General features: G+C 72.4%; 13 protein-coding genes. 5 read left to right on the plus strand and 8 right to left on the minus strand.

The genetic code is table 11. The annotated features are described in order from the left end of the window. Positions 1 to 44: 44 nt before the first annotated feature. From WML84_RS08945 to WML84_RS08955, 3 genes are read right to left on the minus strand one after another with little or no spacing between them, the layout of a single operon-like run. Positions 45 to 713, minus strand: coding sequence for a DUF4166 domain-containing protein (locus WML84_RS08945; RefSeq protein WP_347345797.1), 669 nt, complete (start codon positions 711 to 713; stop codon positions 45 to 47). Then, positions 710 to 1,336 (minus strand): SRPBCC family protein, encoded by a 627-nt coding sequence (locus tag WML84_RS08950; protein WP_347345798.1) that lies wholly within the window; start codon positions 1,334 to 1,336, stop codon positions 710 to 712. The genes WML84_RS08945 and WML84_RS08950 overlap by 4 nt, the downstream gene beginning before the upstream one ends. Before the next feature lie 45 nt (positions 1,337 to 1,381). Then, positions 1,382 to 1,588, minus strand: coding sequence for a hypothetical protein (locus WML84_RS08955; protein WP_347345799.1), 207 nt, complete (start codon positions 1,586 to 1,588; stop codon positions 1,382 to 1,384). 102 nt (positions 1,589 to 1,690) lie between these two features. On the opposite strand from WML84_RS08955, the gene WML84_RS08960 reads away from it, so the two are divergent. Beyond that, positions 1,691 to 2,023, plus strand: a complete 333-nt coding sequence (locus tag WML84_RS08960) for a metal-sensitive transcriptional regulator (protein WP_347345800.1) — start codon at positions 1,691 to 1,693, stop codon at positions 2,021 to 2,023. Positions 2,024 to 2,124: 101 nt separating this feature from the next. Here WML84_RS08960 and WML84_RS08965 read toward each other — a convergent pair whose 3' ends face one another. Together WML84_RS08965 and WML84_RS08970 are read right to left on the minus strand one after the other, a co-directional pair. Continuing rightward, complete coding sequence (locus WML84_RS08965) at positions 2,125 to 2,319, minus strand: CsbD family protein (protein ID WP_347345801.1); 195 nt, start codon at positions 2,317 to 2,319, stop codon at positions 2,125 to 2,127. Between the two features lie 65 nt (positions 2,320 to 2,384). Next, complete coding sequence (locus tag WML84_RS08970; RefSeq protein ID WP_347345802.1) at positions 2,385 to 2,606, minus strand: hypothetical protein; 222 nt, start codon at positions 2,604 to 2,606, stop codon at positions 2,385 to 2,387. Between the two features lie 335 nt (positions 2,607 to 2,941). Between WML84_RS08970 and WML84_RS08975 the strand changes: the two genes are divergently transcribed. Then, on the plus strand, positions 2,942 to 3,106 hold the full coding sequence (locus WML84_RS08975; RefSeq protein ID WP_347345803.1) for a hypothetical protein: 165 nt from the start codon (positions 2,942 to 2,944) through the stop codon (positions 3,104 to 3,106). Between the two features lie 159 nt (positions 3,107 to 3,265). Beyond that, on the plus strand, positions 3,266 to 4,264 hold the full coding sequence (locus tag WML84_RS08980; RefSeq protein WP_347345804.1) for a LacI family DNA-binding transcriptional regulator: 999 nt from the start codon (positions 3,266 to 3,268) through the stop codon (positions 4,262 to 4,264). A 3-nt stretch (positions 4,265 to 4,267) separates the two neighbouring features. Here WML84_RS08980 and WML84_RS08985 read toward each other — a convergent pair whose 3' ends face one another. Beyond that, positions 4,268 to 5,899 (minus strand): amidohydrolase family protein, encoded by a 1,632-nt coding sequence (locus WML84_RS08985; protein ID WP_347345805.1) that lies wholly within the window; start codon positions 5,897 to 5,899, stop codon positions 4,268 to 4,270. Between the two features lie 196 nt (positions 5,900 to 6,095). Here WML84_RS08985 and WML84_RS08990 point away from each other — a divergent pair, with 196 nt between their 5' ends. Together WML84_RS08990 and WML84_RS08995 are read left to right on the plus strand one after the other, a co-directional pair. Beyond that, positions 6,096 to 7,478, plus strand: a complete 1,383-nt coding sequence (locus WML84_RS08990) for an APC family permease (RefSeq protein WP_347345806.1) — start codon at positions 6,096 to 6,098, stop codon at positions 7,476 to 7,478. Between the two features lie 101 nt (positions 7,479 to 7,579). Beyond that, positions 7,580 to 8,662 (plus strand): DUF998 domain-containing protein, encoded by a 1,083-nt coding sequence (locus WML84_RS08995; RefSeq protein ID WP_347345807.1) that lies wholly within the window; start codon positions 7,580 to 7,582, stop codon positions 8,660 to 8,662. Here WML84_RS08995 and WML84_RS09000 read toward each other — a convergent pair. Together WML84_RS09000 and WML84_RS09005 are read right to left on the minus strand one after the other, a co-directional pair. Further along, complete coding sequence (locus WML84_RS09000; RefSeq protein WP_347345808.1) at positions 8,560 to 9,897, minus strand: FAD-dependent oxidoreductase; 1,338 nt, start codon at positions 9,895 to 9,897, stop codon at positions 8,560 to 8,562. The two genes, WML84_RS08995 and WML84_RS09000, sit on opposite strands and share 103 nt — an antisense overlap. 1 nt (position 9,898) lies before the next feature. Beyond that, positions 9,899 to 10,706, minus strand: an 808-nt coding sequence (locus WML84_RS09005; RefSeq protein ID WP_347345809.1) for a semialdehyde dehydrogenase, incomplete at its 5' end; no start/stop codon positions are given.

A 10,706-nucleotide genomic window follows, 5' to 3' on the forward strand; every position in this document is an offset into this window, starting at 1 on the left:
CGCGGCGGCAGACCAAGGCGGGTCGCCGGTCGACCGGCGCGGGGTCAGGTGCGGGGCTCGTGGCGGCGGGGCTTGAGGCGGTCCGGGGCGTCGAGCGCCGGCATCCACTCGCACGTGAACGAGCCCTCGTAGCCGAAGAGGAGGCCGAACCGGTCGTTGCGCACCTCGAGCGCGATGTGGAAGCGGCCGTCGGCGTCGTCGAAGCGCTCGGTGAGCCGCGCCCGGCCGCTGAGGGGCATCGGGAAGCGGAACGCGATCGGGCCCTCGTAGAAGCGCTGCGCGTCGGAGGTCAGGACGAGCCCGCCGTCGTCGTCGACGCGCAGGTCGAGGTCGACCGCGAGGTGCTGGTGCGTGCCGAGATAGTCGACGATGCGGCCGCGGTCGAGGATCATGGTCGCGTCGAAGCGGCGCCGGCGTCCGCGGATGTCGTACTCGCGCACGAACGTGACCGTCTCTCGTCCGAGCGGATCGCGGTACGGGTAGTTCTCGATCGTGAACGGCACGTCGACGCCGACGTCGGGCACGAGGATGTTGCGGAGCCGCCCGACCTGCAGGAACGGCACGGTCCACCACGGCCCGCGGCGGATCCGCGTCATGACGCCGCGGCCGATGCACGCCTCGCCGGCCTCGAGCCCGACGCCGAACCTCCGCCGCATCATCGGGTGGAGGCGCGCGAAGTCCTCTCCCAGCGCTCGCGCGAAGATCGAGCTCATCGCCCGGCCCCCGGGTCGGGAAGGGCGGCGAGCGTCTCCGGCGCCCCGCCGAGCGGGTCGGCGCGACGCGTGCCGCCGGCGGGCGCACGACGGCAGCGCCCGGCCCGCGGGCGATCGCGGCGCCAGAGCAGGAGCGCGCTCCAGAGCGGCCAGCGCTCGGGCGGGATGCCGTCCTCCACCCAGATCCGCAGCCGGTCGAAGCTCCACGCCGTCGCCCAGCCGAGGAGCGGGCGCACGATGACGTCGAGCACGCCCCAGCCGGGCTCGTAGTCGTAGCCGGTGACGAAGCGCACACCGTCGGCCGTCGGCGTGTAGCGCCAGTAGCCGCGACCCGACCGGATCGGCGACAGCCGGTCGGTCGTGGAGAACCGCAGCGCGGACGTGCGCAAGCCGTCGGGGCGCGCGACCTCGCCGATGCTCACGCCGACGCCCTCGATCGTGTGCAACGGCGTCCGCCGGGTGTACGCGAAGCGGGTGGCCCCGGCATCCGTCGTGTCCGTGGCGACGATGCGCGAGAACCGCACGTCCCAGCGCACGTGCTGGACAGGGTCCTGCGTGACCGCCCACACCCGCTCGAGCGGCGCGCGGACGACCGTCTCGACGTGGATCCCCCGGCGCGCCATGCCTCGAGGCTACGCCGCTGTGAGCCGCGGCCCCGGAAGGTCGCGTCAAGGAGCGGTCGGCGCGACGCTCGTCTCGATCGCGGTGAGGCTGAGCACCTCGTCGACCCCGAAGCCGAAGACGGCCATCGTGGAGAGCTGGCGCTCGCCGATCACGAGGCCGGTCGCCGGGTCGACGATGATCTCGGCGCGCTGGCCGCCGCGCAGCATCTCGGTGCGCCCGATCGCGGGGAGCCGCCCCCCTGGGGTATCCATGGACACGGAAGGCGAAGCACATGACGACGAGTTCCCGGCGACCGGGATGAGCTGCACCGATTCCGCTCGCTCACCGACTGACCGCCTCGACCGAGGAGAACCATGACCACCGAGACAGCCCCCACCGAGACGCACGAGCACCACGGCGACCACGCGCACGGCTACATCACCGACAAGGACAAGTACCTCAACCGCCTCAAGCGCATCGAGGGTCAGGCACGCGGCATCCACAAGATGATCGAGGAGGAGAAGTACTGCATCGACATCCTCACGCAGGTGAGCGCGCTCACGAGCGCCCTGCAGGTCGTCGCGGTGGGCCTCCTCGACGACCACCTCAAGCACTGCGTCGTCGACGCCGCCCGGCTCGGCGGCGCCGAGGCCGACGAGAAGATCAAGGAGGCGACGCAGGCGATCGCGCGGCTCGTGCGCTCGTGATCGGGATGCCGTCGACCCCGGGCACGGCGAAGGCCCGGCGCCGGAGGTGATCCCTCCGACGCCGGGCCGAACGGCCGCGTGCGGGCACAGCCCGCGGCACGCTACTTCTCGAAGGCGTCCTTGACGTTGCGGCCGGCGTCCTTGACGTCCTCCGCCGCGTCCTTGACGTGACCCTCGACCTGATCGGCCTTGCCCTCGGCGACGAGCTCCTCGTTGTCGGTGACCTTGCCGACCGTCTCCTTCGCCTTGCCGACGAGCTTGTCGGCGGCGTTCTTGATCCGGTCTCCCGCGCTCATGGTGCCTTCCTTTCCCGTCTCCCGACCTTCGGGAGCACCGTCTTCGTGGCCCGCTGATCGGTCGATCAGCTGCCGAGCTTCTGCAACTGGCGCCGCGTCTTCTCGACCGACGCGTGCGCCTTCTTCGCGAGCTTCTTGCGGGACCTCTTCGCCGCCGGGTCGGTCCACAGCCGCTCCAGCTGGTGGCGGACGTCCTCGTAGTCCTTGCCGCGGGACTTCGCCGATTCGACGCCCACGAGGTAGGCCGCGACCACGAGGATCGCGACGATCAGCACGTTCTTGCCCATTCCGTTCACTCCTGTCCGCGCGATCGCCGACCGATCGCGCTGCGTCCGGGTGGTCCCGGTCCGGACACGCAGACATCGCCGCGTGCCGGGATCAGCTTCCGTCGTCGCGCCGACAGCGTCGAGGGGGTTGACACGACCGCGGGCGGTCGCCTAACGCCGCGACCGTGGTCCCCGGCTCGTCGCGGCCGTGTCGAGCCCGCCCGAACGCGAGTATCACCGGCCCCCGAGCGTCGTCAACCCCCGTGGCGGATCGAGCGCCGGGTGTCATGCTCGACGCACGATCCACGCGGGCGGCAGGTCCGCGCGGCGCGTCGGAAACGGAAGGACTCTCCCCCATGAACGTCGCACTCGTCATCATCATCGTCATCGCCATCGTCCTGGCCATCGTCGGCGGCATGAACGCCGCCCTCAACTGGCTGATCTGGGTGGCCCTCATCGTGGGCGTGATCGCCATCATCGCGTTCCTGTTCCGCGTCATCTCCGGCAGGAACCGCGTGTAGCGGCGACATCGACCGCGCACCGCCGTGGCATCGGGCCGGTGCGCAGGCCGGGACGGGTGCCGCGGCGCGGACGTCTCCGGCCGTCCCTGGCGGGGCGACGGCACCCTTCACGCCGTCGCCCCGCCGTCTCCGATCCAAGCCGGTGATAGGTTTCTGCGCATGCAGGACGGCCGGGCGGTGAGGCTCCAGGACATCGCCGCGCGTGTAGGCCTGTCCCGCACCGCCGTCTCGAACGCGATCACGGGTCGCGGGCGCGTGTCGCCCGAGCGCCGCGAGGAGATCGTGCGGGTGGCCCGCGAGATGGGTTACCAGCCCAACGCGGTCGCGCGGCACCTGCGCGGCGCGCGCACCGGCATGATCGCACTGCACCTCCCGCCGGCGACGACGACGCTGGCGTACTACGTCGAGGCGACGTTCGGGATCGTGGACGCCGCGAGCGAGCGTGGGCTCCTCGTGACGCTCCTCCCGTCGGCGACGAGCCCGTCCGCGCTCCTCCACCTGCCCGTCGACGGGATCATCCTGCTCGACGCGGTCACCGGCGACCCCGTCTCCACGGCGCTGCTGTCGGGCCGCGTGCCGGTCGTCACCGGCGAGCCGTCGCCACCCGGACTGCGCGGCGCCGCCGGCGTGGTCACGTCGGACCACGCCGCGGCCATCGGCGAGCTGCTCGTCCACCTCGAGCGCAACGGCGCGCGGCGCCCGGCTCTGATCGTGCCCGACGTGCGCATGAGCTGGTGCCTCGCCGTCGCGACCGCCTTCGAGTCGTGGTGCCGGGCGGCGGGACTCGAGCCTCGCGTCGTCACGCTGCCGCATCCGGCTCCCGCCGAGCTCCTGCAGCGCACCGCGGTGGAGCTCGTCACCGCCGATCCGCCGTGCGACGCCGTGGTCGCGATGTCGGACGGCACCGCGCTCAGCGTGCTGACCGGCGTCGAGCAGGCCGGCCTCCGCGCCGGCAGCGACGTCCTGGTCGCGGCGTGCGTGGACTCGGAGCCGCTGACCTACGTGCACCCGTCGATCACCGCGATCGACCTGAACCCGCGCGAGTTCGGCCGCCAGTGCCTGCTCCTGATCGACCGCCTGATCCAGGGAGAGCAGTCACCGCCTCCCACGCTCGTCCCGATCTCGCTCCGCCTTCGCGACTCGACGCGCGGCCGGTGACGGTCAGCCCTCGTGGGTGACGCGCCCGTCGCGCACCGTGAGCAGCACCCGGCCCCCCGCGAGCACATCGGGCACGACGGTGAGCGGATCGATATCGAGGACGACGAGGTCGGCCCGCTCCCCCTCTCGGATCGCGCCGCCGGTTCCCCCGATCGACCGATGCGCGTGCGTCGTGTACCCCTCCAGCGCCTCCTGGGCCGTCAGGCCCTGCACGAGACCGACCGGCACGGCGCCCGTGCGACCCGCACGCCGCCGCAGCTGGGCGTCGGCCATGATCGTCAACGGCGGGAAGGGCGCGATCGGCCAGTCGGAGCCGAGCGCGAGGACGGCACCGGCATCCCGCACGTCTCGCGTGCGCCACGCGTGCGCGGCGCGGTCGGCCCCCAGACGTCGTGACCACTCGTCGCTGCCGTCGGCGCGGACGTAGTGCGTGCAGTGCGTCGGCTGCATGCTCGTAGCGATGCCCGCGCGCCCGATGAGGGCGATCGTCTCGTCGGTGACCGACTCGAGGTGCTCGATGCGATGCTGCACGCCGGTGGAGGGCAGGGCGGCGAGCGTCTCGGCGACCACGAACGCGCCGCGCTCGCCGATCGCGTGCGTCGCGGTGGGCACGCCGTGGTCGTGGAAGAAGCGGATGCGACGCGCATAGGCGCCGGCATCCGCCCAGAACGACGCGAGCCCTTCGCCACGGGTGTCCGGGGAATCGAGCCAGGCCGTGCCGCCCTCCACGGTGCCGTCGATGAAGAACTTGATGCCCTCGATGCGCCACTGCCGTCCGTGCCGACCCTGCAGCCCGAGCAGCCGCTCGACGTCCTCGTCGGTCGAGGTCGGCTCGCACCACGGCGAGATCCTCAGCCGCACCGGCAGCTCCTCCTGTGCCTCGGCGGCCTCCAGCAGCGCGATCGTGTCGGCGGCCTGCATGTCGAGCACGTGCGTCTCGGTGATCCCCGCCGCCGCCATCGCGCGCAAGAGCGCGAGCAGCTCGGCTGCGCGCTCCGGCACGGACCGGACCGGCATGACGTCCTGCACGAAGCGCATGGCCGTGAACTCGATCAGATGCCCCGAGGGTCGTCCGGTGCCGTCGTCGGCGATCGACGCGCCGTCGTCGAACCGGCTCGGTGCGGTGATGCCCGCGAGCGCGAGCGCCGCGTCGGAGGCGATCGCCGAGTGCGCGTCGAAGAGGGTCACGAAGGCGGGGCGATCCGCACCGAAGGCGCTGTGCAGGATGCCGTTGCCGATGGGGTCGCCGGAGAAGACGTTCGGGTCCAGCCCCCAGCCGACGAACCACTCGCCGTCCGCGAGCGCGTCACGGCCCGCCTCGAGCACCGCGAGGAGCGTCTCGGGATCGGCGATGCCGTCGAGCGAGGTGCCGCGGGCGACGTCGAGGCTCAGGATCGGGTGCGAGTGCGCGTCGACCAGGCCCGGCACGATCGTGGCGTCGTCGCGCTCCAGCACGCGGGTGTCCGGCCCGGCGAGCGCGCGGACCTCGTGGGCGGAGCCCACCGCCGCGATCAGGCCGTCCGCGACGGCGACGGCCTCGGCGACGGGGGCGTCGGGGCCCGGGTCGGCGTCGGGGTCGAGCCGGTGCACGCGTGCACCGACGATGATGAGCTCTGGATGGGTCGTCCTGGACACGGGATCCTCCCTCGGGCCGGCTTCGACGCCTGCCATCGTCGCACAGTCGCGACCGCGCGGGTCCGTCCCGTGGGACGGGCGGAAACTGGCTGTTCCGTCGAACGCGGCGATGGCGTAACGTTACAGCAACCGTCGCGAGCGTCGTGTCCGCACGCCGACGCCTCGTCCGCGAACGCGTGTCAGAGAGGATGCCCGCATGTCCGAGTCCCTGCCGCCCGAGTCGCTGGTCTCACCGACGGAGGTGACCGCGCAGGTCACCAAGGGACGCTTCAAGCGGGTGCTCGGCACCCCCTCGCTCGTGCTGTTCGGACTCGTGTACATGGTCCCGCTGACCGTGTTCAGCACCTACGGCATCGTCACCGAGCTCACCGGCGGCCGGCTCGTCGACGCCTACATCATCACGCTCATCGCGATGACCTTCACGGCCCGGTCGTACGCGCGCATGTCGGTGGCGTACCCGTACTCGGGGTCGGCGTACGTGTACACGCAGCAGAGCTTCGGCGGCGCGGTCGGGTTCCTCGCCGGATGGACGCTGCTGCTCGACTACCTCTTCCTGCCGATGATCAACTACCTGATCCTCAGCCTGTACCTGAGCGAGTGGCTGCCCGCGGTCCCGCCCTGGCTGTGGGTCGTGATCTCGATCGTCCTCGTGATGACCCTCAACATCATCGGCATCATCTCGGTCGCGCGCGCCAACATCGCCATCATCGCGTTCCAGACCGCGTTCATCGTCGTGTTCGTCGCGCTCGCGTTCTCGTCGGCGCTCGGCAACGGCGTCGACCTCGCGGCCCCCTTCACGGGCGACGGCTCGGTGGAGGGGGTGGGGCCGCTGTTCGCCGGCGCCGCGATCCTCTGTCTGTCGTTCCTCGGGTTCGACTCCGTGTCGACCCTCGCGGAGGAGGCGAAGGATGCCACCCGCACGATCCCCCGGGCGATCATCATCACCACGATCGCGGCCGGTCTCGTCTTCATCCTGATCTCCTACACGGCGCAGATCGCCTACCCCTCGAACGACTTCGAGTCGGTCGACACCGCGAGCATCGATGTCGTCGCCGCCGTCGGCGGCCAGTGGCTGTCGTCGCTGTTCATGGCGGGCTTCATCGCCGGCGCTCTCGGGTCCGCGCTGACCTCGCAGGCGTCGGTCGCACGCATCCTGTTCTCGATGGGTCGCGACGGGGTGCTGCCGCGACGCGTGTTCGGGCAGCTCAACCGCCGGTTCGGCACACCGGTCCCGGCGATCCTGATCGTCTCCGCGGTGTCGCTCCTGGCGATGGTCTTCGATCTCACGACGCTGTCGAGCATGATCAGCTTCGGTGCGCTGATGGCCTTCTCCGTCGTCAACCTCGCGGTCATCAAGCACTACTTCGTCGACCGCAAGGAGCGCTCGGGCGCCGCGGTCATCTCCAGTCTCGTCCTCCCGCTCATCGGCTTCGGCCTCACGGTGTGGTTGTGGACCAGTCTGTCCGGGCTGACCTTCGCGATCGGGCTCTCGTGGCTCGCCGGCGGGTTCGTCATCCTGCTGATCGTCACGCGGTTCTTCCGGCGGCCGACGCCGATGCTCGACCTCCACGAGCACTAGGCGCCCGGGCCGGCCGGCCATCCGCACGTGCTCCCAGCACGTCGACCCGTCCAGGCGTCGGGCTGCTCCATGAGCTCGGTCCCGGCCCCTACACTGGCGACGTGTCCGCGCGCGTCCCGACCAGCTCCGACCAGCCCGCCCCGCGCGTGACCGCGCCGTCTCTGCGCGCGGAGTCGGAGGCCGTCTACGCGGCGCTCTCGGCCGGCGCGCTCGGCGCGGTCTACGGCCTCGTGGCGGCGATGGTGTGGCCGTCGCTGCCGCTGTCCGGCACCCACTGGGCCTTCGGCGGCGCCGCCGCGATCGGCGCGGCGGTCGTGGCGGGCGCGGCATCCGGAACGGGCTACTGGCGTGCTCGAGGTCGGCCCGGCCAGCAATGGCGTCAGTCGCTCTCGGCGTGGGAGTTCACCGTCAACACGATCTCGGTGGTGATCGTGCACGTGGCCCTCGCCGCGCTGGCCGTGCTCGTCGTCTTCCTCGTGCTCAGTCGCGGCTTCCTCGGGCTGCGCGTCGACACGTTCTGGGCGGTCGTGCTGATGGCGGCGTCACTGGGCCTCACCGGCTACCTGGTGTACCTGTCGGTGTCGCGGATGGACACGCAGCGCATGTCGTCGCTGCTGATGGTCTTCATCACGACCGGCACGCTCACGGCGATGGTGACCACGCCCGACCCGCAGTGGTGGAAGGTGCACTTCAGCGAGCTCGGCACGTTCGACGCCCTGTCGAGCGTCGTGTTCAACGGCACCCTCATCGCGGGCGGCCTGCTCGTGACGACGTTCGGCGTCTACCTCGGCAACGACATGCAGCTGCTCGTGAGCCACCGGCGGCTGCGGAACCCCCGCTCGCCGCGCCTCGTCACGACGCTGTTCGTCGTGATGGGCATCATGCTCGCCGGCGTCGGCCTCGTGCCCGTGGACGTCAACCTCATCGTCCACAACCTCTCGGCGTCCGGCATGGCGGTGATGTACCTCGTCCTGCTGATCAGCGGTCCGAGGTTCCTCCGCGGCATGCCGCGCACCTACTTCGTCTCGAGCTGGGCGTTCCTGATCGCGCTGGTGGCCACCGTGGTGCTGTTCGTCTTCGGCTACTTCTCGCTGACGGCGCTGGAGATCATCGCGTTCGCGCTCATCTTCGGCTGGATCGCGGTCTTCATCCGCTTCCTCGGCGTGACCGGCCAGCGCGAGTAGTCCGCGCCGGATGCCGGCGATCGTCGCCCGAGCCAGTCTCGGGCCGTGCGCCACGCCACGGCGCGCGACGGCATGAACCAGTGGAAGAAGAACCACCGCGCGAGCCACGCCGGCCAGCCGGTGAGCGAGACGCCGTAGAGCTCCGCCGCGCCCCGGCCGACCCCGAAGCTCGCGCCCTGGCCGAGGCCCGGGAACCGGAACGGCAGCTGTCGGCGCCCACGCAGGGAGCGCACCACGTTGCCGCCGATGCGCAGCCCGTGATGGATCGCCCACAGCGCGCTCGTCGGGCACGTGCCGCCGAACGGCTTCGGCACCGCCGCGACGTCGCCGCCGGCCCACACGCCGGGGAGCACCTGCAGGAACCGGTTGGTCAGCAGCCGTCCGGCGCCGTCGCGCAACAGGCCCTCGGTGCCGGGGAGCGCCACCGGCGCCTGCCCCACCGTCGAGATCACGGTCGCGGATGCGACGACGTCGCCGTCGTCGAGCCGCGCGCCGTCGGCCGACACCGCGGCGAGCCGCGTGCCGACGCGCACCTCGACGCCCGTCTGCCGCACCTGCTCCGCGGCGTAGTCGGCGACCCCGTCGAAGCGGGGCCGGAGCGTCGGCAGCAGCTCGCGGCCCGAGCCGACCAGCACGACGCGCGGCGCGACGCCCGCGAGCGGGGGATGCGCGGCGATCTCCGCGCGCAGGCGCTGGGCGACCGCCGCCGAGGCCTCGACGCCCGTGAAGCCCGCGCCGGCGACGACGACCGTCAGCAGGCGCGCGCGTTCGGCGGGGTCGACGACGGATGCGGCGCGCGCGGCGACCTCGGCGAGGTGCGCGTCGAGCGCGACCAGCGCCCCGTCGTTCTTGAGCGACCAGCCGTGCTCGCGCAGGCCCGGCACGCGCTCGTGGGCGTCACGGCTTCCGACGCCGATCACGAGGCGGTCGTACCGGAGGGTGCGGACGCCGGCATCCGTCAGCACGTCGACGCCCCGGGTCTGCAGGTCGACGCGGGCGACCGCGCCCCGCACGAGGCGGACGCCGGGCAGCAGGTCGGCGAGCGGCGTGAACGCCCGCTCGACGCCGACGTGGCCGGTCAGCACCTCGGCCGTCCAGCCGTGGAAGGCGTGCGCGTCGCTCAGCGAGACGAGCGTGACGCGCGCGTCGTCGCGACCACGCAGCGAGCGCACGATGCGCCGCGCCGACCAGACGCCGACGTACCCGCCGCCGAGGACGAGGATCTCCATGGACATGTCAGCCTCCGATCGCGGCGAGCGCGCCGGCCGGCTCGGGCCAGGCCACCGGCCGGCCGAACGAGAGCGGGTCGGCGAGCGTGAAGCCCAGGTGCGCGAAGCGCCGGGCGGCGTCGCGCATGCGCAGCGCGTGGTCGACGCGCGCCTGCCCCGTCTCGTGCCGATCGGTGGCGTCGTCGAAGGCCATGAGCATCGTCTCGCACAGACACGCGTACGCGAGGCCCTTCGGCAGCCCGATGTCTCCGCGGATCCGGATGCCGGGCACCGCGGCCACGCCGCCGTCGATCACGAGGACGTCGGGGCGCTCCTGCGCGAGCGCGGGATCGGTGTTGCGGGGCTGCGTGTCGTCGAGCACGACGGCGCCGCGCTTGAGGTGCTCGGGGCCGATCAGTGCCTCGGTGGCGGAGGTCAGGACGAGGACCAGGTCGGCGTCGCGGACGGCATCCATCGTCGTGGCCGTCCGTACCGCGACGCCCGGCTGCCGCGCGCCGAACTCGGCGGCGAGGGCGTTCAGGCGGAGCGGGTTGCGGGCGACGAGCGTGAGGTCTGCGCCGAGCGGCTCGTCGGCCAGCAGCCGGACGACGCACGATCCGACGCTGCCCGACGCGCCCACGATCGCGACGTGCCCGCCGGCCGCGGCCGGCAGCAGGCGCCGGAGCGCCTCGACCGTGAGGTGCGCGGTGAACGCGTTGCCGGTCGTCATCGTGACGCCGGGCCGCTCGCGCAAGAGGCGGCCGGCGCCGGTGGCCGGCGCCGTGAGCGCGCCGAGCCCGACGACGCTCGCGCCGAGCTCCTCGGCCCGGTCGACG

Source organism: Microbacterium sp., from assembly GCF_039812165.1.
Lineage (GTDB): Bacteria > Actinomycetota > Actinomycetes > Actinomycetales > Microbacteriaceae > Microbacterium.

Bases quoted from the DNA above. Each gene is read 5' to 3' on its own strand.
- WML84_RS08945 (WP_347345797.1), bottom strand. From the start codon at position 713: ATGAGCTCGATCTTCGCGCGAGCGCTGGGAGAGGACTTCGCGCGCCTC.
- WML84_RS08950 (WP_347345798.1), bottom strand. From the start codon at position 1,336: ATGGCGCGCCGGGGGATCCACGTCGAGACGGTCGTCCGCGCGCCGCTC.
- WML84_RS08955 (WP_347345799.1), bottom strand. From the start codon at position 1,588: ATGGATACCCCAGGGGGGCGGCTCCCCGCGATCGGGCGCACCGAGATG.
- WML84_RS08960 (WP_347345800.1), top strand. From the start codon at position 1,691: ATGACCACCGAGACAGCCCCCACCGAGACGCACGAGCACCACGGCGAC.
- WML84_RS08965 (WP_347345801.1), bottom strand. From the start codon at position 2,319: ATGAGCGCGGGAGACCGGATCAAGAACGCCGCCGACAAGCTCGTCGGC.
- WML84_RS08970 (WP_347345802.1), bottom strand. From the start codon at position 2,606: ATGGGCAAGAACGTGCTGATCGTCGCGATCCTCGTGGTCGCGGCCTAC.
- WML84_RS08975 (WP_347345803.1), top strand. From the start codon at position 2,942: ATGAACGTCGCACTCGTCATCATCATCGTCATCGCCATCGTCCTGGCC.
- WML84_RS08980 (WP_347345804.1), top strand. From the start codon at position 3,266: ATGCAGGACGGCCGGGCGGTGAGGCTCCAGGACATCGCCGCGCGTGTA.
- WML84_RS08990 (WP_347345806.1), top strand. From the start codon at position 6,096: ATGTCCGAGTCCCTGCCGCCCGAGTCGCTGGTCTCACCGACGGAGGTG.
- WML84_RS09000 (WP_347345808.1), bottom strand. From the start codon at position 9,897: ATGTCCATGGAGATCCTCGTCCTCGGCGGCGGGTACGTCGGCGTCTGG.